This window comes from Pseudomonas sp. 910_23 (assembly GCF_052850795.1).
This window is the reverse complement of sequence record NZ_VXCZ01000003.1, coordinates 94,324-119,435: the sequence shown is the minus strand read 5'-3', so window position 1 is coordinate 119,435 and position 25,112 is coordinate 94,324. Positions and strand designations below refer to the sequence as shown.

Below are 25,112 nucleotides of genomic sequence, written 5' to 3'. Positions count from 1 at the left end.
GATGCAGGATGGCGCTGGTTGATGTGTGGGAAAACGCCGGGCTCGTCAGGCGGCTGACTTTGCCCCTACACTGGTCCGCCATTGGTCTTTCAAAGGATGAAACGCAATGCACACACCTGAGCCCCATATCGTGATCCAGCGCTTTACCGAGGCCCACCTTGAGGGCGTTGCCGCGCTCTACAACGAACCGGCGGTCTGCCGTCAGGTGCTGCAAATGCCTTTCCAATCGGTGGAAGCCTGGCGCAAGCGTTTGGTGATGGATAACGAGCGGCGCTTGCAGCTGGTGGCAGTACATGGCGGTGAAGTGGTTGGCCAACTGGGCCTGGAACAGTATCTGCGCGTGCGTCAGAGCCATGTCGGTTCATTCGGCATGGGCGTGGCGACTGCCTGGCAGGGCAAGGGCGTCGGCTCGCGGCTGTTGACTGCCGCGCTGGACGTCGCCGACAACTGGATGAACCTGCACCGCGTGGAACTGACGGTGTATGCCGACAACGAAGCCGCGCATCACCTGTATCGCAAGTTCGGCTTCGAAGTGGAGGGCCGGTTGCGCGATTACGCCCTGCGTGACGGTGCGTTTGTCGACACTCTGAGCATGGCGCGCCTGCGCAAGTCGGCTTAATCTGCTAGAGCAAACGCCACCGCAGCCTGCGCATGCAGCGCGGTGGTATCCAGCAGCGGCAGGGCGCTGTGTTCGGGCTGGATCAACAGGCAGATTTCCGTGCAGCCGAGGATGACCGCCTGGGCGCCGCGCGCGGCGAGCGCCCGGATCACCCGCTGATACACCTGGCGCGAAGCGTCGCTGATGACTCCCACGCACAACTCTTCATAAATGATTCGGTGCACTTGCTTGCGCTCCTCCGCGTCCGGTATCAGCACGGTCAGGCCCTGGGCGGCGAGGCGGGATTTGAGGAAGTCCTGTTCCATAGTAAACGCGGTACCGAGCAGACCCACCGTCAAGGTTCCGGCCTCAAGGGCTGCGGCCGCCGTGGCGTCGGCAATATGCAGGAATGGAATTGACACCGCCGCCTCAATACGCGGCGCCACCAGGTGCATGGTATTGGTACACAGCACCACGCACTCGGCGCCCCCTGCCTGCAAACGGCGCGCGGCGTCCTCCAGGATCAGCGCGGTATCGTCCCAGCGCCCGGCGTGCTGGGCCTGCTCCACCGGGCCGAAGTCCACGCTGTACAGCAAAATCTGCGCGCTACGCAAAGGGCCAAGCTGGTCACGTACGCGCTGGTTGATGAGGCGGTAATACTCGGCGCTGGATTCCCAACTCATGCCGCCGATAAGGCCGATGGTGCGCATGCAATGCTCCGGACAAGGGGGTAGGGCACCACCTTACTCATCGACGGTGGATTCGTCATACGCAGTTGCCGACAAAATCACCGGAGCAGTTTTTAACCCATACGGTAATGCTCTGCATCTGCCATGATCAGGCTTGGCAACCTGGCTCACCCAAGGAAATCCGCAATGGACGATGTACAGCAACTGGGCGAGATGCTTCGTCATTACGCCGATAGCGAAGCACACAAACAACAGCAGTTCGACCTGCAATCAGCACGTTGGGCGCAGAAGCTTGGCGAGCTGTTCGGCCAGATTGAACAGTGGCTGGAGCCGGTAAAAACCGTAGGTTTGCTGGAAGTTCAGCGTGAGGCTTACACCGCCAGCAGCCCGAGCGTGCCGGTGGAGAGTTCACCCTTCAAGAGCGAAAAACTCAGTGTGCACATCACTGGCAAAAGCGTGGAGTTCGTGCCGGATGTGATGGGCGTCGGTGGTTTGATTTCAGTATCGGTGATGGGCCTCACCGCCGCTCGCCACGGCAGTGTGTCGCTGGTCCTGCCGGTGGATAAGCACGACTGGCTGTGGAAGAAAACCAACGGCCTGAAAGACCCGGACACCTTCGGTTTCGACGCCAACTTCCTGGCCACTCAGCTACAGAGCCTGATCCCGCGCGAACGCGCATGACCGGCACAGAAAAAAACAGGCTCTGCATTTAATCAGGTGCATTGCCCAAGTATTGGCTATACCTAAAACTCATTCTTACGATGATGGTCGCCAGGGAGTTCAACAATGAAATTAAGGCTCATGATCAGCACACTGTGCGTCGCCTCGCTCGGCATGGCAGGCTGTGCCAGCAAGGTGCCGCAACCAGATGAGTATTCAGGGTTTCTCTCCAATTACAGCCAGCTCAAGGAAGCCAAGTCGCCCTCCGGGGCAGAGGTGATGCGCTGGGTCGATCCGCAGTTGGACTTGAGTCGCTACACCGCGGCGTACATCGAGCCTACCCAGTTCTATCCCAAACCCCAGGCCACCGCAAAGATTCCGGACAGCACCCTGCGGGGCATCAGCGACTATTACAACCAGGCGCTCAGGCGTGAACTGGCCAAGTCACTGCCCCTGGCCAATGCTCCAGGCACAGGCGTGATCGTGGTGCGTGCGGCGATTACCGCCGTGAGCAGCAAGACCGAAAGCCTCAAGCCCTATGAGTTTATCCCCGTGGCGCTGGTGGCCGCAGCAGTCAGCACCGGCACGGGCATCCGCGATCAGGAGACCACGCTGGGCACTGAGGCGCAGTTCCTCGACGGAGGCACGAACAAAGTGGTGGCTCAGGTGGTACGCAAAGGCACCGGCAAGCCCTTGGCCAATGACTCACAGGTGCTCAAGGCCGACGACGTGAAAGTCGTCATTGATGGCTGGGCGTCGGACCTGCATCAGTCCTACGTGAAGCTCAAAAAACATTGAGCCTCGGCAAGCCCAGGTGCTATTTCAGCGGTGTCAACGGGGGCAGCTTCCATTGACCGTTACCCACCTCGGGCTTGGGCAGGTAAATACGCAGGACCGCATAGAACGGACCGGGCGGGGCCGGCAGCCAATTGCTCTGTTCGGCCTTCGGTGGCTCGTGGTGTTGCAGCGCCAGGGTGAGGCCACCGTCGGCGTCACGCTGGAGGGTCGATAACATCCGCGAGTTGATCAGATAGCGTTTCTTGTGGTTAGGCACCAGCATTTTTGTCTTGGCGTCGTACAGGGTCAGCGACCAGAACGCATCGGTCGGTGGCAGCTGGTCCTTGGCAAAATGCACGGTGTAGCTGTGGCGTGCTCCGTTGGCCGGCTTACCCTCACTGTCGACGTCGTAGGTCAGGTGAGCCGCTTCGTCGCTGGAGTGACCGAAAATGCCTAACTCGGCACCGGCGTAGCGATACAGGTAGTTGTTTTGCAGGCGGTCGCGGCTACCGAACAGATCAGCCTGGGCAACCTGATGAGTGTCGAGTTTGTCCTTTTTGAACGCGGCAAATTCGGCCCGGCCATCGGCGATGCCTTCTTCCAGGGCCTTGCGCTGTTCTGCTGTCAATTGGTTGACCTTGAACGGCGCACCCGGCGCTATGCCGATTTTGGCAAAGCGCGCCAGCAGGTCTTTTTCGCTGTCCTGTGGGGCGGCGAAGGCCAGCATGAAGTTCAGGTAGCGAAACAGTTGCGGGCCTTCGGTCATGGTCGCCGTCGGCTTGGGCCATTCGATCTTCGGCACCTTGGCCGGCGCAGGCTGCTTCACATAGCTGCTCAGGGGCTGCACTTTATAGCCGCTCTGGATTTGCTTGACCTTGCCCAGGTCCTTGTCATCGAACAGCTGCGTGCGGTATAGGGCGTAGGCGATGTTGCTTTCGCTGTAGACCACGCGGTCGATGTCCACCGGTTGCTGACCTTTCCAGTCAGGCCCGGCGATCATGTAGTGACCGCCGTTGTTACCGGTGCTGCGGGTGCCCAGATAAGCAATGTTCTGGGAATAAAGGTCGATCAACTGCACCGAGTAGTAGCGCTCGTCTTCAATCTTGGGCAGGGTCAGTACCAGAGGCTCTTTGCGCAGATCCATCCATACGAATGAGTAGGGTGTGTCCGCGTTCGGGCTAGGGAGCGCGGTGTCCTTGGGGGTCAATACCTGCGCGGTATTACCGATATGGTTGAACGGCGCCTTGAAGTGGGCGCCGCCCTTGTCAACGGCCTGGGTGTAGAGCGTCTTGTACATTTGCACCACCGGGAAACCGTACAGGTAGGCTTCCTTGGCGATTGCCCGGGCTTCACTCGGGCTGGCGGTGAAGTCAGCCCAGGCGCCGGTACTCATAAATATCGAGAGGCTCGCCAACAGCAGGCGCGTCGGTTTTCCAATCATGTTGTTGCGTCCTTCCTGAGTTCTGTCTAAGAGCGTGAGGTGAAGGCGCAGAGTTTCCAGTTTTATTGGCCGAACGTCACGTTAATCCCTTCGCCGACGCGGACAGATCACTAAAGGAGGGGGCAGGCTCAAAGCATGGATTTGACTTTGTCACGTAGTTGGTCGATGGAAAATGGTTTGGCGATCACCTGCATGCCGGACGTCGCATCAATATTTTCGGCATAGCCACTGGCAAATAGAATAGGCAGGGTGGGGCGCAGTTCGCGGACCTTGGTCGCCAGCTCCTTGCCATTCATGTCTGGCAGGCCGACGTCGGTCATCATCAGGTCGATCACCTGGCTGGTGTCCACGATAGAGAGTGCCTCTTCGGCGTCAGCGGCCTCAAGCACCTTGAACTCCAACTCTTCGAGTACATCGACGATCAGCATGCGCACGATGGCATCGTCTTCGACTACAAGGATGGTGGATGCTTCAGCGGACATAAGGGAGATTCCTGAAAAATAAAGGGCGTGTCTTCAACGCTTGAAAGACCATTCTCTAATGAGTCGCGCCGATCTCGGCAAGTTCCGTTGCGGTGGGGCATTGTGAAGGGTATGCGAGCAAATGTCGCGGGAACAAAGGGAAGAACGTCAATGGCACTGCGCAACCATGCCATTGACGCAAGTGATTCAAACGAAGGTCAAAGATTTGCGGTGATCAGCGGATAGGGCTCGTTGTACGGCACGGTGTTGACAAAGCTCTGTTCGTTGAAATAACTGACGTTGAACTCTGGTACGCCGCTGGCAACGTCGACGGGTTTAAGCGTGCCGGCGGCCCATCCACTGTTCAAAGAGACCTCCAGCCCCCGGCGCATTGAGGCCTCATCCGCAAACGTCGCCAACCCGAAGTTGGGGTTGAAGAAAAACCATTCTTTCTCGTTGTTTGTGTTCAGGGTGACGCCTGCGAGCAGCCCATGATCTTTGGTACTGATCGCCAAGAGTGTCGGAGGAGTTGCCTTGCTGAGATTGTCGATAATGTCGGTGTACGGCAATTGGCTGAAAGGTTGCGTACCGTGATACTGACTACTCAGAACCTGATGCATTTGGTTCAGTTGCTTACGAAAAGCCTTTACGTTGGGGTCGTCAGCATTCCCAACTGCTTTCATGAAGTTACTGATGAACTGGTCCCTGCGACCGTGCAGAATCGCCAGCGCCATGGTATTCACGATAGCTGCGCACTCCCCATTAGAAGCCAGGTCCGTTTGGCTGAGGTAGAGGTTTTGCGGCATCGCGTAGGCTTTACCCCCTTGGGCAACTATCTCATTTTGAAAAGCTTTGTAATGTTCAAGGCTAGTGTGCGCCATGCGTTTCTGTATTTCCTTGGCCAATGTGCCTACCGCCTCAGGATCATTGGTCTTCGTGGCTGCCAGATCCCTAACCTCCGATTGCTTCATCGTTGGGTGGTAGCCTGGGACATCTTCGACCCGGCCCGAGTTAAAGCCTCGCATGTAGGCAACGCTATCATTTCTCTGGGCGCTCTCTAATGTGTCTCTGAATATCTCGCGACTGGTGGATGGATTGGGCGCGGCGTACCTGGCTATCCAGTCAATAAAGTTACTGTTTATCTGACCATTGGCGGCAACGGTCGCAGGTGTGAAATCAACCAGCGCAGCTCCGTAAGGCTTCTGCGTGATCGGGTCATAGGCGTACCACTTGCCCTCTCGAAACACAGCGCCGCCTTCGACCGTCTGCTCTGTAACCTTGTAGGTGCCGGTTGCGACGATGCCCTCCTGTTTACTGGCGGCTTTAAGCAGGTCATAACTACCGGTTGCGCCTTTGAGCATGTTCACGCATTCGAGCCCCTTGGTCGCAATTTTATGTAACACGGTCCCAACCCCGGTTATCGCGCCGACCAGACCGCCGAGTACGTTGAGTGAATCAATTGCCATTGCACCGAAGAGCTTTGCTGTCTTCACGGCCCTGGCGCCAGCACTCAAGGTCCGCACGCCCTTGAGCGCGGCATTGCCGGCTTGCGCAGCTTTGCCCACGCCAAACGTGAGGAATCCGAGGATATCGAAGGCCAGGTCAGATACCGCCTCGCCGTAGTTGCCTTGCCGAATGTTGTTAACGGCAGGCCGAAATGGGATCAAATTGAGCAGGAACTCACCCACCTGACTATCGCCCATCCGATCATGCTCGAAGGAAGTAACGCTCTTGGCGTAATTGAGCAACTCCTTGCGGTCGAGGTCCATTTTTTCCAGGTAGAAACTGGCAATCGCATTGGTTCGGCTGGAGTCGAAGCTATTGGGAATCGCATCACTGCCAGGTTTTTCTGCAGAGTCAGGGGCGGGCGAGTTAGTGAAAGGGTGATAAGGCCTTGATATCGCGTGGAGTTGTTCCCCGGCTTTATTGGTTTTTTCTAGGGTGAGCAGGCCAGGGAAATTTGAGATCAGCTCGTTTTTTTTCTCGATACTGCCGGTGCTAGTGTTGATGTGGTAGAGATTTTCCACGCCCTCTCGGGTGGTTTTCACATATAGAGTACGATCACGCTTGACCAACTCTAAGTGGCCATCCTTTGTTTTGCGGTATTCATCGCTGTAGAAGTATTCAAGTTTGCCGAATTCGAAGTTTTTGCGATCTTCCAATGGCTGCTCGCCAATCAGATGTTTGACCATCCCATGGTGGCCTTTCTTTTGTGCCGTTATAGCCTTTTCATATTGGTCCATGAAGTTTGCGGTGATGTCACACTCTTCGGTGCGTGCAAAGCGATTGAATGCAGTGATCGGAAGCCGTTTGTCGTTGGTGATCCATGCGTATTTCTCCCCTAGACGCTCCCCCTCCAGCAGAATATCGAGCATGGAGCGCATTCTCGGGTCACCGCGCAGAGGGCCGTCTCCGGTGTAACGCATGGCCAATACTCGGGCTTCGAAAACCGCCGGATCTACGTCGGGAAACTCAGCTTTCAGGCAGTCAAGCGCCATCTCCGTGCGATTGGGAATAGGCACCTGTATGGAAGAAGAGATACCCGTCAACGATTTCAGATGGTTGTTGTAAGCCACCCTGACCTGTTCGATTTGTGAAGGTGTAGGTTCGCTGTTATGGCGGGACAGCAGGTTTCGGGTTATCCCCCAAAGTATCAAGGCATCGCGCTGGGCCGTTTGAACGGCGTGGGTGTTGGCCGGCAAGGACTCTGCTGCAATCAGCACTTCGGCATACGTCATGCCGGAAACCCGGCCGGGCGTCTGGGCTTCGATTTTGGCGGCGGCGATGGTCAACTGGACCCACAGGGTACTGCCGAACGTCACCCTGGCAGGGATATCCTTGATGAGCAGTTGTGGGGCCGCCCGGGACAACAAGAGGTGCATCACCAGTTTCACGATGTTGGGTGTCGCTCGGTTTTTCTGGATCAGATGAGCACTCAGCTTTTCAAGTACCGATGAGGCGGATTGCCCCCAGTGCTCGGGGGCCGCCAGGTCGAAATCGGTTATTCTGTTGCTGACTTGCCCCCCGCTGATGCTCCAGGGGTCCAGTACGGTGTGAATAGCGGCCAATATATAGTCGTACACACTGGTGCTTGAAGAGACGCCACCCAAGTGCGCTTGCAGGGCTCGTCCCAATTCCTGGGACCTAGGGGCGTCGAGCAACTTCTGCAACGCTGCTTCAGGATTTTGCAGGTCGCTTTGCGTCACCGAACTGCCGTTCAGCAAGTATGTCAACGTACCTTTGTCAACGTCCGGTAGCGGCAGGTCGGATAAGCCAGTGTCGCGGCTGAACATGAACTGGTAGACCTTTTGCTTATCCTGCTCTGACATCGGTATTGGCCAGGACAGTGCTCCACCGAGATTCCCCAGAGGGAACTGCGCGGCTTTTTGCTCCAATACACGGGCCAGCGCCCTGGCGTCATCGATTTGACGTGGCAGATCAAAGCCGAGGTCGGTAATGACGGTAGCCAGCGTCGGCGGCGTAGTTTGTGCCGAGGCGTAGGATGAGTCCGGGTGAGGTTCCAGAGTGGTTCTGTTCAACCAGGACAAAAGCCCGAAATCAATCCAGGTTTTCGGAAGATCAACGTTCATCCTTCTTGAAATGCTTCCAGTCACCGAGGGGTCAAGCTTCTGAAGTTGCTCAGCCACTTTCCGCACATTTTCCTGGTCTGCCAGTTGTTTGCGCAGGGTGGCGAGAGGCGGCGCTTGAACTGCTGGAGTGGGTTGGGCATTGGTCGTTGCTGGCGCGCTTGAGGTGCTTTGCGCTTCAAATTCAGCGGCTTTGACGAATAAAGGGGAGGCGGGGATGTTTACTACAGAAGTCATGCTCATTAGGTCTGCCTTGGCGGGTCAAAAAGGACGCCTTCCAATAGGTCTTCCGTGTTCCTGAGGCGCATTTATGAGTGTCAGAACAAGCGAGGTGCGTTCCGTGCTCTGTTTGAACCTATGTAAATGGGCGAATGAAATAGACCTGATTGCGCACGAAACTCGACATGCATTGAGTAGGCAATCGCTTCGAATCAACGCACAAACATAGCCTTGACCCTTGTTGTTCGGGCAAACTCCCCCTTTTTCGCATTTGGCCAAGGCATGCCCATGACTCCCACGTCGTCCGTCGATGAAAAGAGCTTTCGTACTCTGTTGAGCCGTAACGTGGCCCTACCCTTGGGCGTGGGGGTGCTCAGTGCGGTATTTTTCGTCTGCCTGATTACCTATCTGCTTTCGGTGATCCAGTGGGTGGAGCACACCGATCGGGTCATCAATAACCTCAATGAGACGTCCAAGCTGACAGTTGACCTGGAGACCGGCATGCGCGGTTTTCTGATCTCCGGTGACGAGCATTTTCTCGACCCTTATGAAGTGGCCAAGCCGCGAATCATTGCCGACCTGCGTAACTTGCAAGAGCTGGTGGCAGACAACCCCCAGCAGGTCGACCGCCTCAAACGCCTGGAAGCCTTGCAGAACGAGTGGAACACCTACGCCCAGTCGATGATTGATATGCAGCGCCAGAACGGTGACTACCGTGGCGCCGTCAAGGCTGGCCGTGGCAAGCGCCTGACGGACGAAATTCGCCGGGAGTATGAGGACGCGGTGGCGATGGAACAGCAGTTCCGCATCACCCGTAACCAAGAGGTCACCCGCACGACGGTGCTCAGCGTCACCCTGTACCTGGTGTTCGTACTGGGACTGAGTGGTTTTCTTGCTTATATCGGTAGAAAGAATTTAGTTTCACTTTCAGACAGTTACAGTAAGAACCTCGCGTCACAACAGAAGATTGCGCGACGCCTCGAACAGCAAGCCTGGCTACGCAATGGCCAGACCGAACTGGCTGAACAGGTGCTTGGCCAGCTGACCCTGAACATGCTCGGGCGCAACATCCTGCAGTTCTTCGCTCAGTACATGGGCTCGGCGGTTGCCGCTTTGTATGTGCGCGATGAGCACGGCGGCCTCAAGCGCGTGGCCACTTATGGGTTCTCCCGCGAGCAAGAGCAGCAGGAGCAGTCGATCTATAGCGACGAAGGCATCGTCGGGCAGGCCGCCCAGCGGGATCGCTTGATTCGCCTGGACGATGTGCCGCTGGATTACTTCAAGGTCAGCTCCGGCCTGGGCGAAGGCGCTACCCGCAGCGTGCTGGTGATGCCGACCAGCGATGAAGACCGCGTCAACGGTGTGGTTGAACTGGGCTTCCTGCGTGCGCTGGATGAGCGCGATGTCGAACTGCTGGAACTGATCGCCGGCAATATCGGCACCTCTATCGAAGCCGCCCGCTATCGCCAGCGCTTGCAGGAAGTACTGGCCGAAACCCAACAGCTCAACGAAGAGCTGCAAGTGCAGCAGGAAGAACTCAAGACCGCCAACGAAGAGCTGGAAGAACAGTCGCGTATCCTCAAGGAATCCCAGGCCCACCTGGAAACCCAGCAGGCCGAGCTTGAGCAGACCAACGAGCAACTGGCCGCGCAGACCCAGACCCTGGCCGAGCAGCGCGACGCCATGGATCGCAAGAATATCCAGCTCAACCAGGCCCAACTGGAGCTCGAAGATCGCGCCGATGAGTTGCAACGCTCCAGCAAATACAAGTCCGAGTTCCTCGCCAACATGTCCCACGAGCTGCGCACCCCACTGAACAGCTCGTTGATCCTGGCCAAGTTGCTGGCAGAAAACCCCCAGGAAAACCTCAGCGCCGAGCAGGTCAAGTTTGCCGAGTCGATCTATTCGGCCGGCAACGACTTGCTCAACCTGATCAACGACATTCTGGATATTTCCAAGGTTGAAGCCGGCAAGCTGGAAGTGCGCCCGGAGAACTCCAGTGTGGTACGCCTTGTCGACGGCTTGCGGGGCATGTTCGAGCCGCTGGCGGCAGATCGCAAGCTGGGCTTTGAGGTGGACGTGCAGGAGGGTGCACCGACTTTGCTGTTTACCGACCGGCAGCGTCTGGAGCAGATCCTCAAGAACTTGTTGTCCAACGCCATCAAGTTCACCGAACAGGGTGAGGTCAGCCTGACGGTCTCCAGGGCGCCAGGGGAGGGCATTGCCTTTACCGTGCGCGACTCTGGCATCGGTATCGCCCTGGACCAGCAGGAAAGCATCTTCGAAGCCTTCCGCCAGGCTGATGGCACCACTAATCGCCGTTATGGCGGCACCGGCCTGGGCCTGTCCATTTCCCGCGACCTGGCGGCGTTGCTCGGCGGCTACATCAGCGTGACCAGCGAAACAGGCAAAGGCAGCATTTTCACGCTGGTATTGCCGGAGCAGTACGTGGAGCGTGAGGAAGACGCAGCACCTATCGAGCAACCGCGCCAAGCCGTGGTCGCGCCAAACCCTGCACCGGTGAAGATTTCTGCGCTGCCAGTCACTGATACCCAGCAGATCCCACGTTTTGCCGATGACCGTGAAAAGACCCCTTTCAGCACCCGCTGCATCCTGGTGGTGGAAGACGAACCCAACTTCGCGCGCATCCTGTTCGACCTGGCCCATGAGCTGGGCTACCACTGCCTGGTCGCCCACGGCGCCGACGAAGGCTACAGCCTTGCCGAGGAATACATCCCGGACGCGATCCTGCTGGACATGCGCCTGCCAGACCATTCCGGGCTGACCGTGCTGCAGCGTCTCAAAGAACACGCCAACACCCGCCACATCCCCGTGCACGTGATTTCCGTGGAAGACCGCGTCGAAGCTGCCATGCACATGGGCGCCATCGGCTATGCGGTCAAACCCACCACTCGAGAAGAGCTCAAGGACGTGTTCGCCCGCCTGGAAGCCAAGCTGACCCAGAAGGTCAAGCGCGTGCTCCTGGTAGAGGACGATGATCTGCAACGTGACAGCATTGCCCGCCTGATCGGCGACGATGACATCGAGATCACCGCCGTAGGCTTTGCCCAGGAAGCCCTCGACCTGCTGCGCAACAACATCTACGACTGCATGATTATCGACCTCAAGTTGCCGGATATGCTCGGCAATGAGCTGCTCAAACGCATGGCCACCGAAGACATCTGCTCGTTCCCGCCGGTAATCGTCTATACCGGGCGCAACCTGACCCGCGATGAAGAAGCTGAGCTGCGCAAGTATTCCCGCTCGATCATTATCAAGGGTGCACGCTCACCTGAACGCCTGCTGGATGAAGTCACACTCTTTCTGCACAAAGTCGAATCCCAGCTGTCCCATGACCGCCAGAAGATGCTCAAGACTGCCCGCAGCCGCGACAAGGTCTTCGAGGGGCGCAAGATCCTGCTGGTGGACGACGATGTACGCAATATCTTCGCCCTGACCAGCGCCCTGGAGCACAAGGGCGCCGTAGTGGTTATCGGACGTAACGGACGCGAAGCTATCGACAAGCTCAACGAAGTCGAGGATGTCGACCTGGTATTGATGGACGTCATGATGCCCGAGATGGACGGTTACGAGGCCACGGCCTTGATCCGCCAGGACCCGCGCTGGAAAAAACTGCCGATCATTGCGGTGACGGCCAAGGCCATGAAAGACGATCAGGAACGCTGCCTGGCGGCCGGGTCCAACGACTATCTGGCCAAGCCGATTGACCTGGACCGTCTGTTTTCGCTGATTCGCGTATGGCTACCGAAGATGGAACGTATTTAAGTGGAGCAGTGTTTTTTGGACAAAAGCAGCGACATTGAGCTGCGCCTGTTGATTGAGGCGATTTACCTCAAGTACAGCTACGACTTTCGTGACTACTCCGGTGCGTCGGTCAAACGGCGCGTGGCCCACGCCTTGCGCCAGTTCGACTGCGCGACTATTTCGGCGCTGCAGGAGCGAGTGCTGCACGACCCGGCAGCGTTCATGCAGTTGCTGCAATTCTTGACGATCCCGGTGAGCGAAATGTTTCGCGACCCGTCGCACTTCCTGGCCATCCGCCAGGAAGTGGTACCGCTGCTCAAGACCTACCCGTCGATCAAGATCTGGATCGCCGGCTGCAGCACGGGCGAGGAGGTATACTCCATGGCCATCCTGTTGCGCGAAGAGGGGTTGCTGGAGCGCACGATCATCTACGCCACGGACATCAATCCGGCATCGCTGGAGAAAGCCAAGCAGGGCATCTTCTCCCTTGAGAACGTTCGCGCCTACACAGCCAATTATCAGCAGGCAGGTGGGCAGCGTTCATTTGCCGACTATTACACCGCAGCCTACGATTATGCGATCTTCGACAAGACGCTGCGCGAGAACGTGACCTTCGCCGACCACAGCTTGGCGACCGACAGTGTATTCTCAGAAACACAATTAATTTCATGTCGTAACGTATTGATTTACTTCAATAAAAAGTTGCAGGATCGCGCATTCGGATTGTTTCATGAGTCGCTGTGTCATCGTGGCTTTCTCGTCTTGGGCAGCAAGGAAACCCTGGATTTTTCTGCCTACAGCAAGCAATTCGAACCCTTGGTCAAACAGGAACGGATCTACCGAAAATCATGAGCGAGGCGCATGACCCCCCGATGCGTGGGATTGAAGCTATCGTTGTCGGCGCTTCCGCCGGCGGCGTTGAGGCCTTGCTGAGCATCTTTGGTGAGCTGCCTGTGACCTTCAGCCTGCCGATCATCGCCGTGCTGCACCTGCCGGATGAGCGTCGCAGCCAGTTGGCAGAAGTCTTTGCGCGGCGCCTGAGCATTCCGGTCAAGGAAGCCCGGGACAAAGAGGCGGTCGAAGCGGGCACCTTGTATTTTGCCGGGCCTGGTTATCACTTGTCGGTGGAACATGACCGCAGCCTGTCCCTGAGCCAGGAAGACCGTGTGCACCACTCACGGCCCGCCATCGACTACCTGTTTGCCTCGGCTGCCGATGTGTATGGGCCGCGCCTGCTGGCGATCCTGTTGACCGGCGCCAACCAGGACGGTGCGCAGGGGCTGGCCCACGTCAAGCAATCCGGCGGCACCACCATCGTGCAGGATCCCAAGCAGGCACGGATCGCCGTGATGCCCCTGGCGGCCCTGGCCTTGCATACACCTGACCATATTCTTTCCTTGAGCCAGATCGGCTCATTGCTGGCTTCCCTGGAACCCTTCCCATGTTAAGTACTGTCCAGGCCAAACTGCTGATCGTCGACGATCTGCCGGAAAACCTGCTGGCCCTTGAAGCGCTGATCAAGCGCGAGGATCGCCAGGTCTTCAAGGCATTGAGTGCCGACGAGGCGTTGTCCTTGTTGCTGGAACACGAATTCGCCATGGCGATTCTCGACGTGCAGATGCCCGGCATGAACGGTTTCGAACTGGCCGAACTGATGCGCGGCACCGAAAAGACCAAGAACATTCCCATTGTGTTCGTCAGCGCCGCCGGCCGCGAACTCAACTATGCCTTCAAGGGCTATGAAAGCGGGGCGGTAGACTTCCTGCACAAGCCGCTGGACATCCACGCGGTCAAGAGCAAGGTCAATGTGTTCGTCGACCTGTATCGCCAGAGCAAGGCGATGAAGCTGCAAGTCGAGGAACTAGAGCGCAGCCGCCGCGAGCAGGAGCTGTTGCTCACGCGCCTGCAAGCTACACAGGCCGAGCTGGAGCAGGCGGTGCGTATGCGAGACGACTTCATGTCGATTGTCGCCCACGAAGTGCGTACGCCTCTGAACGGGCTGATTCTGGAGACCCAGCTGCGCAAGATGCACCTGGCCCGTGACAACGCCGCCGCGTTTACCCTGGACAAGATGCATGCGATGGTCGACCGCGATGAGCGGCAGATCAAAAGCCTGATCCGCCTGATCGAAGACATGCTCGATGTGTCGCGCATCCGCACCGGCAAGCTGTCCATACGCCCGGCGCGTTTTGATCTGGCGCAACTGGTGCGCAACCTCGTACATAACTTCGAACCACAGGTCGCCGCTGCCGAGTCGTCGATGCAGTTGGTGGCCGACGAGGCTGTGGAAGGCAACTGGGATGAGTTTCGTATCGAGCAGGTGATTACCAACCTGCTGACCAATGCCCTGCGCTACGGGGCTAAAAGCCCGGTGGATGTGCGGGTGTATACCGAGCATGGCGAGGCGCGCGTTGAAGTACGCGACCGTGGCATTGGTATCAGTGAAGCCAACCAGAAGCGCATTTTTCAGCAGTTCGAACGGGTTTCTGCCAACCATGCCGCCGCTGGCCTGGGCCTGGGGCTGTTTATTTCCGAGCAGATTGTTGCCGCCCATGGCGGCACCATTGAGGTCGAGAGCCAGATAGGCGAGGGCGCCCTGTTTCGGGTGTGCCTGCCCCTTGAGGCGGCTGCGTGAAATCAATCGTCAGCTCAACGCAACCTCTGCGTGACCCCATGGTCGTAACTGCAGCAATTGACCGGACAAAGGCTTCCCATGAGTGAAGATGCGCAAGATGTCGTACTGATCGTCGAGGATGACGAATCCATTATGTTTGTGCTGGGTGAATACCTGGCAGGTTTGGGCTACCGGGTCTTGAAGGCAATCGATGGGGAGCAGGCCTTTGAAATCCTAGCGACCAAGCCGCACCTGGACCTGATGGTCACCGATTATCGCCTGCCTGGCGGGATTTCCGGGGTGCAGATTGCCGAGCCGGCGCTCAAGCTGCGACCGGAATTGAAAGTAATTTTTATCAGCGGCTACCCGCAGGAAATCCTCGACTGCAACAGCCCGATCACGCGCAATGCACCTATCCTCGCCAAGCCGTTTGATTTGGATACGTTGCAAGAGCATATCCAGCGTTTGCTTGCATAAGTACTCAACGTCCTCCACCGCGAGGGAAAATCCTCGCGGATGAGTCCAACATCAGCCGATGGAGTAATAACTTCAGGTTGGGCAACTCTGCTCACCCGGTGAAAGGCTGACTCAAGCAAAAAGGTAGTGGCAACATTCATATCGATCTTGGTTTTTTAAGCGAGGAAAGTGGTAACAATGTCGGATGACATAACGAAAATATATTTCAGCCTGTCATGACGGCCTTTTGCCAAGGCAGCGTCGAAATATCGTTGCTTTATATATCCTGATCGGAACCTTCTGACAGATTCAGCCCATTAATCTCGTCGGCGATGAGCCACATTCATCACTGACTTTATTAATTTGTCTTTCAGAAGGTTGACCCATGACCCTATCCAATATTTCCTCAAGCAACCGCCTGTCTGATCCGGTAATGAACTCGCACCCGCTTTCTATCGAGGCGCCCATACAACAAGCCCAAGCCACCGGGGAAACTGGCGATAGGCGGCTGTTGGAGCTTTATGCGAGTGCCATACGCCAAGCAACGCAGACAAACACGGGCGATGAAACAATTGACAATATTCCTAATGACTCGCGGTTTGGCGCATGGTGGCAGCAACTGTACAACGCTACCCATAGCCCGGTTTTCCTGGAATGGGCGAAATCGAAGAATATCGATACCTCACAAGCCATCACCATCAACCCTCACAGTGACGTGCTGACCGTTACGATCAATGGCGAACGTACTGAATTGCGCGGTTCGGAACAAGGCCCCGGCTGGCGGGAGGCTACGGGCCCGATCATGGTGGCCGCGAAAGCGTTGGGGTCTTCCACCGTCGACGCGCCAACCCGCCCAGAGCTGGCGCCGTTGATTCTGGTTGCTCGATTTTATGGTGAGGTACTGCTGCCTTACAGAAAAGAAGAAGTGCTCGCCCGAGCCACGCAGCTTGAACATAATCAGGAATTCGATGTGTTGGGAGCTGAGACTTATGTCGATCTTGGCGCTCAATCGCCCGAGATACTGGAACAGCAAAAGCGCGAGCTAGGCGATAGCGCCAACAAATTCGCGTTGCTTGAAAAACTGAAGAAATTCAACCACGTCCATCCTCAGTTCCTTGCCGGGTATCTGGCCGATACACGGGTCTCGGCCCACCCAGACTCATCCTACCGAGAAGACACTCAACAGCCCGACGCCAGTCTGCAAGACCTGCTTCATGCAAACGGCTGGTACGTGCCAAATAATGTGGACGAACTGAAAAATCTGATCCATGTTCTGGGCTCCCCTGCATTGCCTCAAACAACCGACGGAAACTTTGCCGGCGCATTGGCATGGCCCACGCCAATGTCCGCCGAGGACCAGTCTGAACTGGTGCGCATAGTCATTGACAACCAGCCGCCATTGCCTGGCTTGAGCAGTGACGCTCGGCTTGGCAGCGCTGATGTGTTGGGGGCAATGGTAAAGCAGGTCCCCCGTGCCGTACTCGATCAAGGGGATCCAGTCGCCACCGTAGAATGGATCCTCAACAGCGGTGTGGGCCAAAAGTTAGGCACGGAGCTGAAAAAGCGAATGGGGGAGGTGGCGCAACACTCCACACCACGGGAAGTATTGTTGACGGTATTGGCTGTGACACTGAACTCACAAAGTCTGGTTGAGGCAAAACCCGATCACATTGCCGGGTTTAATCTCACCGCGCCCGAGTTCAATCACCAGCCCTTGTCCGTCATCAAACAAGGGCTGATCGATCATCTGGTGCAGACCAACAAAACCACACCAGAGGCCGCGCCAGTTGCAGCAATGCTTCTACTGAGTCGTGCCGCACCAGAGCTATGTGTCAAAGACATTCCCGAAGACGTGACCTATCTCTCAGCTAACTGGCTCAAGCTCAAGGCAGCGGTAGGCCGGCTCGAAGCAACCAGCCCGGGTGCCGCGACACGCATGAGCTTTAGCGAAATTGTTAATTTCGACGCTATTGAGCCTATTACAGACCATGAGCAAGAGATTCAAACGCTGACGGCCTTGCCTGGGCTCCGCGAATGGGGCAAAGCTCATGGCAAGCTCTCGATAACAAAGGAGCATACAGCTCAACAGCTGGAAGAAACCCAGAAGGCATTCAGTCAGGAGCAACAGCAGATATTGAGCGCCGCTGACGTATTGACGTCCTCACCCCCGACGCAGCGTTCTATAGCACTGGCCGAGCTCAAGGCGCACTTCGGTGAGGACATGCCGTTTGAAGAAAAGAGTATCCGTAGCCACGTCACTCGGACGGATGGCTACAGGTTAACTCCATCGCTTACATTAGATCCTGAAGGCAGTTATTCATTGCTGGACCTTTATCTGGCGAAGAAGGCAGGGTTGACGGTGGGTTGGTACTCCACCAACCCCAAGATTACTGAAACAGTCATCAATAAACTTTTAACGTTGCCGGATCCGATAACAAAACACAGCGAGGTGTTCGATCAGTACGCGGAGGATTTGTCGCAGGCCTGGAGTACAGTGACCAAAAAGCTTATTTCCAACTTACCTCTGGAAGACCGCAAAAACATCGAATGGGGCGATTTGGAGTTTTATGAAAAAGGTCAGACAACGCGTACGGAAACAATCGCAGGCCGTGCGGGAACTCTACACTATTCCAACGGTTTTTCACGGCCTAAAGAAGACAGGTCACTGATTATTAAAACCGTTCGTAACGGTGCCGAGACTTACTATGAGTTTGATCCTCAACGCAAGGCGATACGAAAACGAGACGATTGGAAGGACACCTTCCATGAGGGGCCTCAAGGTCCAGAGACTGAAATCCAGTACGGCGGTCTTGGCAAACAATTCACCGTTGATACCATTCGAAAACATCCGGCCTCTGATGACGCCGCCACTAGGCGGGGAGCCCCAGAGAACGAAGATTTCCTACCTGATTCATTTTCCAGTGACCGAAGTAATTTTTTGGGCATGCTGCTCTCTAAAAACATTATAAGATCCTACGGCATGGAGGAGGTGAAGGCCTCCACTCGCGAAGTAACAACGTTTGATCAAGAAAAAGAAAAACAGACGTTTTTTCGTAACCTGATCCTGGGTTTAATCCCCGGAGGGTCTGCCGTGTGGAATTTGGCACACGGCAATTACAAAGATGCAGCTGCGGATATCATTTTTGATATCGTGTTATACGCCGCCACCGCAGGGCTAGGAAAGCCGGTTAGTGGAGCATCTCGTGCGGGGTCAAGCCACTTCGGAAAGTTCCTGACTGCTGGCAAATCGACAGCTGGCATGGGTAACTTGCTTAGGTCGACAACAAACGGTGGGGGGAAACTGGTATCCACAGGCCGTCAGTGGTTCGGCAGGTTGACAGGATCCTCCGACAGTGTCGACTTACTTAAGCTCTCCAATAGACACGATATTGCAATAGGTACTTATAAACCGCTCAACGGCGAGCCAATATCGAACGTCGCTGCGAAGTTCGATGAGGCGACTGGCAGATGGTCACCTTATGATGTAACCAAAAACAAAGTCTATGGCAAACCCCTGGAAAACTTCACCCCTGAAACCGCCAGGTATTTTGAGGACAGCTTGGGCGTTGCAGATGATGTTGCAGATGGCGTCGGTGAAGTGGTACGCCGCAGAAAAAAAACCAATCACCTGGAAAAAAGCCTGGCCAATGATCGCGCAATACATTTAGGGCGCGAAATCAAAGACTTCAAGGTGCTCGGCGATGGTATTTTTTGCTATGTGGATAAATATAAAGGCGTGGAGAGGCTTAATATCTGTGCCCATGGCGTCAATCCGAACTTTAAACAACTTCTCACTGATGAGCCAATGAGTATGTTTTTTAATGGTAAGAAGAACACGCCCGCTGATCTGCTGGAGCATCTTCGCGCTTCGGGTATTAGCCCTGAAAAGTTCAACAATGTACGCTTGTTGATGTGTCACTCAGCCAATGGTTCTGCCAATTCTTTTGGGAGTCAGTTTGGGAGATTAATAAAGCGTGATGTCAAGGCGTTTCAAGGGCCTGTTCGTGCGTATGTCGTGCCTGAACATGTTGATGCTTTAAAGGCAGATATAAATCTGACAAGTCCCGGAGCTTCAGCCGCTGATATTAACCAGAGGATCTACAATCAGCTTCAGCTGAATTTATCTCTTGGCACAAGTAAAACCAGCTCTAAAGGAATTAGCGGCTCTCGGTCTGGAAAGGAAATACCCTTTTATTATCGCCCAGTAAAGTTTAAGGCAAGCTAAAACATGATCAGCCCCTTCGTCACAGCGAAAGGGCTGTCAGTTCTGATAAAGGCCCTTACTCCCGAATCATCTCCCGTACTGTGGCCGTTAATAAATCAAATGTAAACGGCTTGGTGATCAACTGCATCCCTGGGTCCAGGAAACCACCGCGCACCGCTGCGTGTTCGGCATAGCCTGTAATGAACAACACCTTGAGTTCAGGTCGAATTTGCCGACCGATTTCCGCCAATTGCCGGCCATTCATACCGGGTAACCCGACATCGCTGATCATCAGGTCAATGCGTTGTTCGGACTCAATGATTGGCACCGCCGTATTCGCGTCCTCAGCCTCGATAAACCCATAACCCAGTTCCTTGAGCACGGCGCTGACCAGCACCCGTACTGCGGGGTCATCCTCGACGATCAACACCGTTTCCCCTGCATTGGCAAACGGTAGCAAAGTCGGATTGAGCGGTTCCTGGGCTTGGGGCTCGCCGATAAAACGCGGTAGGAACAAGCTGACCGTGGTGCCTTTGTTGACTTCGCTGTGGATGGTCACATGCCCACGAGACTGGCGAGCGAAGCCATAGATCATTGACAGCCCCAGCCCGGTGCCCTGGCCGATGGGTTTGGTGGTGAAAAACGGATCGAACACACGGCCCATCAAGTGTTGCGGTATGCCGCAACCGTTGTCGCTGACACTCAGCTCTACGTAATCGCCCGGTGTCAGGGAGCCGTAGGCGGCGGTGAAGACACTGTCGAGGTGGCGATTGGTGGTTTCCACCCTGAGCGTGCCCCCCGTGGGCATCGCGTCGCGTGCATTGATTACCAGGTTGAGCAGGGCGCTTTCGAGTTGGTTCGGGTCGGCTTCGGCTGTCCACAACACCTCGCTCAAGCGCATGTCCAAGCTGATACTTTCGTTGATGCTGCGTTGCAGCAACTCGCCCATGGAAATGACCAACTGATTGATCTGCACGGGTTTGGAATCCAGCGATTGTCGACGGGAGAACGCCAACAGTCGGTGGGTAAGGCTGGCCGCACGGTTGGCGGAGGTCACGCCCAGGTCGATCAGGCTGTCCAGGTCATCCAGCTTGCCGCGGGACACGCGCCTGCGCAGCAATTCCAGGCTGCCGATAATTCCGGTGAGCATATTGTTGAAGTCATGGGCGATACCGCCGGTCAACTGGCCGACGGCTTCCATTTTCTGCGATTGGCGCAACGCTTCTTCGTTGTTGCGCAGTTGCGCAGTGCGTTCTTCCACTTGCTGTTCGAGGGTTTCCAGGGTGCGCTGCAAACGCAGTTCGCTCTGGCTCAAGTCGATCAGCCGGTCGCGCGCTTCGTATTGGCGTCGACGACCGCGCAGTGCAGTACTGACCAGACTGATAAGCGTCACAGGATGGAATGGGCGCTCAAGGAACGTGACGTTGCCCAGTAGCCCGCTCAAGTGTGAAGAGCCATTTTGTTCACTGCCGCCGTGATGGGTCATCAACACAATGGGCAGGTCCGACCAGGCCGCCTGTCGGTGCAGGAACTCCAGCAAAGGTTCCAGGTTCACGCCACGCAAGGCTTCAGCCGCAATGATGAGCAGGCCGGCACCCTCGTTCAGCGCTGCGCACAAATCCTCAAGACTGCCGGCAACCACACCTTGGTAACCGGCTTCATTGAGCATCATCAGCGCGAGTGAGCTGTCTCGCCCCAGGGGTGCAAGGATGATGGCTCGTTCGAAGGCAGAAGGAGGCGGGGTCACACGTCCTCTTCCTTGAGCAGGGGTGAACCGGCGCCCATGTAGGTCGGAATGCCGCGCAACACGCCCTGGAAATTATCCAGGGGTTGGCCTACGGTCATGCCGCGACTGCTGATACGGTATTCGCGTATGGTCGATTCGTGGGAACCGGTGCGTTTCTTGATAATGGAAATCGCGCGGCGGACCTTGCCCAGTGCTTCGAAATAACGCAGCAGGATAACGGTGTCGGCCAGGTAGGTGATGTCTACCGGGGTTTGCATATCGCCGACCAGGCCGTGCTGGGCAACGGTCATAAAGGTCGCAGCGCCGCGGCGGTTGAGATAGAGCAGCAGTTCGTGCATATGCAGGATCAGTGCATTTTCTTCCGGCATCGCCGCTTGATAACCATTGATACTGTCAATTACCACCGTCTTGATGCCGCGTTCGTCCACACAACGTCGTACCCGATGGGAGAACTCACCCGGGGACAACTCGGCCGCGTCCACCTGTTCGATCAACAGATTGCCGGTCGCTTGCATAGCCTCCAGATCAATACCCATGTTCCTCATGCGCTCGAACAGCAGACCCATCTCTTCGTCAAAGATGAACAGTGCCGCCTTTTCTCCGCGCTCTACGGCGGCGGCGGCAAAAATCATCGAGATCAAGGATTTGCCGGTACCGGCCGGACCGAGGATCAGACTGCTGGAGCCGGTCTCGACACCGCCGCCCATCAAGGCATCCAGTTCGGCAATGCCGCTGCTCATGGTTTGCCGTACATAGCCACCACGGTGCTCGGCCGCTACCAGACGCGGGAACACATGTACACCGTCTCCCATGATGGTGAAGTCGTGGAAGCCGCCCCGGTATTTCTGCCCGCGGTACTTCACGATTCGCACACGACGGCGTTCGGCGCCGTAGTCAGGGGTTAACTCTTCCAGGCGGATGACGCCGTGAGCCACGCTGTGCACGGTTTTGTCGAGAGACTCGGTGGTCAGGTCATCGAGCAGCAGTACCGTGGCGTCATAACGCACGAAGTAGTGCTTGATCGCCAGGATTTGCCGGCGATAGCGCAGCGAGCTTTGCGCCAGCAGACGGATCTCCGACAGGCTGTCGACTACCACGCGGGTCGGTTTGACGCGTTCCACCACTTCGAAAATCTGCCGGGTGGCTTCGCCCAGCTCCAGGTCGGAGGAATACAGCAAGCTCTGCTGATGCTCTGCATTGAGCAAGCTTTCGGGCGGGGTCAATTCGAAGATATGGATATTGTCGTCCAGGTCCCAACCGTGGGACTTGGCACCTTGGCGCAGTTCCCGCTCGGTTTCTGACAAGGTGATATACAGCGATTTTTCACCGTTTTTCGCCCCTGCCTGCAAGAAGTGCAGGGCGACGGTGGTTTTACCGGTGCCCGGCTCACCTTCAAGGAGAAACAAATGGCTACGTGATAGCCCGCCGGAAAGAATGTCATCAAGACCTTCGATGCCGGTGGCCGCCTTTTCACTTAAAAGCGCATTGGATGTAGACAAGAAGTGCCCTCAGGTCACGTACAAGTTGGGTGCACGCCGAAGGGGCGCGCCATATTCACTTGACCGTATCGGCATGTGGCGGTTCAACGTTTCTTAAGAATTGCAGTCGTGTAGGAGCGCGCAAGCTCGTTCCTACAGGCCTTGCTGTAAGGCTGGATCATCCGGGTTCTGCTGCTCCAACTGTGCCAGCAGCACCTGGACGTTCTGCAATTGGCCGCTCTCTTTCCAGTAATTGACCAGCAGTACACGTGCTTTGCGATTGGCCGGGTGGCGCTGAACGATCTCTTCCAACTGGCGCTGGGCCGCCTCCAGTTCATCCTGGTCGTGCAGTGTGGTGGCCAGGTCAAAGCGATAATCCTGGTTGTCCGGCTCAAGCTCCACCGCCTTGGACAGGCCGAGCAAGGCATAGGGGCGCTCGCCGTGGTGCAGCAACCACATGCCCAACGCGTGTTGCAGGTAGGCCGACTCCGGATGCGCCGCCAATTGCTGCGCCAGCAGTTGGCGCGACTCCTCGCTCTTGCCTTGCTTGTCCAGCAGTTCGATTTGCGCCACGCCTGCTTGCAGGTTGTCCGGTTCCAGGCGCATTGCCTGTTCCAGAGCGTCTTGCGCCGGTGCCAGCATCGCGCTGTGGATGTACAGGCGCGCCAGTTGGATCCAGCCTTCAGCGGTTTCGGGCTGGGCCTTTAGGGTTTTCACAAATTCGTCGAGTACCTGCTGCAAGGGACCGAAATACAAGCCCAGGGTGTCTGGCGACAGACCGAGCAGGGCATTGGCCGCAGCAAAGCGCACAGCCTGTTCGGGATCATCCAGTACCGGACCGAGCAACAGGGTGCGCTGGCCGCTAGGTACCAGGCCGACGATGCTGTGGATCGCCGCTTCGCGAACCATTGCAGATTCATCGGCCAGGTCTTTATCCGCCAGCTTCAGCGCTTGGGGGCTGGGGTAATTGGGCAATTGGGCGTGCAGGGCGGCACGGCGCTCAGGCGACAGATCAGGCCGTCCCAACTGTTGGTACAACACGCGCGCAGCGCCCGGCTCACCGTTTTGGGCCTGTTTCAACGCCTTGGAATAACCGTGGGCAATGGCGGGCGCCACGGTGACTTGAGGGGGACGAGAGAAAAACCAAGTGATCGACACGATCAACAACAGGGCGCACAGGCCGATGATGGAGTTACGGCGTGACTTTGACATGCGGGCGTCCGAAAGCTGTGGTTGCTAGTGCAAAGCCATCAGCTTCGGTCAGTGCAGGGCCAGTGTCAAACCGGCGTCAGGTCAGCACGTACTCCACCGGTTGCGGCGCAGCAGGCAAGTCGACTTCACCGAGGGCCGCCAGGATCTCGCGCTCCAGGGTTCGCAGGATGGCATCGCACGGCAGGTCGTTTTCGTCAAAGCCAAACGGGTCTTCCAATTCATCGCCGATCGCATCCAGACCAAAGAAGGTGTAGCTGACGATTGCAGTGAACACCGGCGTCAACCAGCCCAGCGGTTCGGCCATGGCGAAGGGTAACAGGATGCAGAACAGGTAAATGGTGCGGTGTAACAGCAAGGTGTAGGGGAAGGGCAGCGGAGTGGTCTTGATGCGCTCACAGGACGCCTGCACCTGGCTGAGGCCTACTAGCCGAGCTTCCAGCTGGGTGTAGCGCCATTCACTGATCACACCCTGCCGGGCCAGAACGCACAACCGCGCACCGAGCATCTGCAGCACGCTGTCAGGCAAGTTGGGGTGGCTCGCGCGCACGGTAACCCAGGGCTGTATGGCGCGCACCTCATCTTCATGGCGCAAATGCGCGATCAAGCCATGGGCAAAACCGCATAGCTCACGCAGCAGCCTGGCCCGCTCGGGAGTATCGCCGAGCACCTGGGTTTCACGAATCAGCGAGCGTACCTCGATGATCATGTGCCCCAGTTGCTTGCGGCCTTCCCACCAGCGGTCATAACAGGCGTTATTGCGAAAACTCATGAAAATCGACAACGACAAGCCCAGCAAGGTAAAGGGCGTAGCGTTGACCTTGGAAAAATAGGCGGGGTGCAGGGTTTCCACCAGCACGATGACCGAGGCCAGCAGCGTGACCAACAGGCTGCGCCAGGCAATGCGCTTGGCAATCGAGCCCTTGAGGGAAAACAGGATGCCCAGCAGGTTGGGCTTGGGGCGAACGATCATGGCAGGCTTCTGTGAGGGTGCAGGCATCAGGGTAGAAGCTGGCTTGCAGAGCGTCCAATCACTTGGATCGACCGTTTGATCGGTGGGATCAATGATCGGCATACCCGCCGATAGCAGGATTGGCCAAACCAGTCAGCCAAGTTGAAGGCTTTGACCATTGCCCCTGCAACGCTCTGGAGCGACTATTTCAGCCGATTTATCCAGTTAAAAAGTCCTGAAAATAAAAATACAGAA

At 56.6% G+C, this 25,112-nt stretch carries 17 protein-coding genes; 9 read left to right on the top strand and 8 right to left on the bottom strand.

All coding sequences use genetic code 11. The annotated features are described in order from the left end of the window. Window positions 1-106: 106 nt before the first annotated feature. A complete protein-coding gene (locus FW800_RS04495; RefSeq protein ID WP_032875400.1) occupies window positions 107-619 on the top strand; it encodes a GNAT family N-acetyltransferase in 513 nt (170 codons plus the stop codon). Here FW800_RS04495 and FW800_RS04490 read toward each other — a convergent pair. Then, window positions 616-1,308 carry an aspartate/glutamate racemase family protein gene (locus tag FW800_RS04490; RefSeq protein ID WP_078821351.1) on the bottom strand — a complete coding sequence of 231 codons (693 nt, stop codon included), beginning with the start codon at window positions 1,306-1,308 and terminating at the stop codon, window positions 616-618. The two genes, FW800_RS04495 and FW800_RS04490, sit on opposite strands and share 4 nt — an antisense overlap. 165 nt (window positions 1,309-1,473) lie before the next feature. On the opposite strand from FW800_RS04490, the gene FW800_RS04485 reads away from it, so the two are divergent. After that, the gene (locus FW800_RS04485; RefSeq protein WP_032875395.1) at window positions 1,474-1,968 is read left to right on the top strand and encodes a hypothetical protein; all 495 of its coding nucleotides are present in this window, start codon (window positions 1,474-1,476) and stop codon (window positions 1,966-1,968) included. A 105-nt stretch (window positions 1,969-2,073) separates the two neighbouring features. Further along, complete coding sequence (locus tag FW800_RS04480; RefSeq protein WP_446437062.1) at window positions 2,074-2,745, top strand: DUF3313 domain-containing protein; 672 nt, start codon at window positions 2,074-2,076, stop codon at window positions 2,743-2,745. A 19-nt stretch (window positions 2,746-2,764) separates the two neighbouring features. On the opposite strand, the gene FW800_RS04475 is transcribed toward FW800_RS04480, so the two are convergent. The 3 genes from FW800_RS04475 to FW800_RS04465 form a co-directional block, all read right to left on the bottom strand. Next, window positions 2,765-4,165, bottom strand: coding sequence for a DUF1254 domain-containing protein (locus FW800_RS04475; RefSeq protein WP_446437061.1), 1,401 nt, complete (start codon window positions 4,163-4,165; stop codon window positions 2,765-2,767). Window positions 4,166-4,293: 128 nt separating this feature from the next. Then, entirely contained in the window at window positions 4,294-4,647 is a 354-nt protein-coding gene (locus tag FW800_RS04470; protein ID WP_148853344.1) for a response regulator, read from the bottom strand. A gap of 197 nt (window positions 4,648-4,844) precedes the next feature. Further along, entirely contained in the window at window positions 4,845-8,456 is a 3,612-nt protein-coding gene (locus FW800_RS04465; RefSeq protein WP_446437060.1) for a hypothetical protein, read from the bottom strand. Between the two features lie 264 nt (window positions 8,457-8,720). Here FW800_RS04465 and FW800_RS04460 point away from each other — a divergent pair, with 264 nt between their 5' ends. From FW800_RS04460 to FW800_RS04435, 6 genes are all read left to right on the top strand, one after another. After that, window positions 8,721-12,218 (top strand): response regulator, encoded by a 3,498-nt coding sequence (locus FW800_RS04460; RefSeq protein WP_446437059.1) that lies wholly within the window; start codon window positions 8,721-8,723, stop codon window positions 12,216-12,218. Further along, window positions 12,219-13,049, top strand: coding sequence for a CheR family methyltransferase (locus tag FW800_RS04455; protein ID WP_171905487.1), 831 nt, complete (start codon window positions 12,219-12,221; stop codon window positions 13,047-13,049). Then, the gene (locus tag FW800_RS04450; RefSeq protein WP_005788283.1) at window positions 13,046-13,645 is read left to right on the top strand and encodes a chemotaxis protein CheB; all 600 of its coding nucleotides are present in this window, start codon (window positions 13,046-13,048) and stop codon (window positions 13,643-13,645) included. The genes FW800_RS04455 and FW800_RS04450 overlap by 4 nt, the downstream gene beginning before the upstream one ends. Next, window positions 13,639-14,832 carry a hybrid sensor histidine kinase/response regulator gene (locus FW800_RS04445; protein WP_078821356.1) on the top strand — a complete coding sequence of 398 codons (1,194 nt, stop codon included), beginning with the start codon at window positions 13,639-13,641 and terminating at the stop codon, window positions 14,830-14,832. The genes FW800_RS04450 and FW800_RS04445 overlap by 7 nt, the downstream gene beginning before the upstream one ends. Before the next feature lie 78 nt (window positions 14,833-14,910). Then, on the top strand, window positions 14,911-15,288 hold the full coding sequence (locus tag FW800_RS04440; protein WP_005788286.1) for a response regulator: 378 nt from the start codon (window positions 14,911-14,913) through the stop codon (window positions 15,286-15,288). A 364-nt stretch (window positions 15,289-15,652) separates the two neighbouring features. Next, entirely contained in the window at window positions 15,653-19,492 is a 3,840-nt protein-coding gene (locus FW800_RS04435) for a hypothetical protein (RefSeq protein WP_446437058.1), read from the top strand. A 55-nt stretch (window positions 19,493-19,547) separates the two neighbouring features. Here FW800_RS04435 and FW800_RS04430 read toward each other — a convergent pair whose 3' ends face one another. The 4 genes from FW800_RS04430 to FW800_RS04415 all read right to left on the bottom strand — a co-directional run bounded on the left by FW800_RS04430 (window position 19,548) and on the right by FW800_RS04415 (window position 24,878). Next, window positions 19,548-21,143 carry an ATP-binding protein gene (locus FW800_RS04430; protein WP_446437193.1) on the bottom strand — a complete coding sequence of 532 codons (1,596 nt, stop codon included), beginning with the start codon at window positions 21,141-21,143 and terminating at the stop codon, window positions 19,548-19,550. Between the two features lie 71 nt (window positions 21,144-21,214). Beyond that, on the bottom strand, window positions 21,215-22,717 hold the full coding sequence (locus FW800_RS04425) for an ATPase domain-containing protein (protein WP_223018322.1): 1,503 nt from the start codon (window positions 22,715-22,717) through the stop codon (window positions 21,215-21,217). Window positions 22,718-22,849: 132 nt separating this feature from the next. Further along, on the bottom strand, window positions 22,850-23,908 hold the full coding sequence (locus FW800_RS04420) for a tetratricopeptide repeat protein (protein WP_032875361.1): 1,059 nt from the start codon (window positions 23,906-23,908) through the stop codon (window positions 22,850-22,852). A 76-nt stretch (window positions 23,909-23,984) separates the two neighbouring features. Then, window positions 23,985-24,878 (bottom strand): bestrophin family protein, encoded by an 894-nt coding sequence (locus tag FW800_RS04415; RefSeq protein WP_446437057.1) that lies wholly within the window; start codon window positions 24,876-24,878, stop codon window positions 23,985-23,987. Window positions 24,879-25,112: the final 234 nt, after the last annotated feature.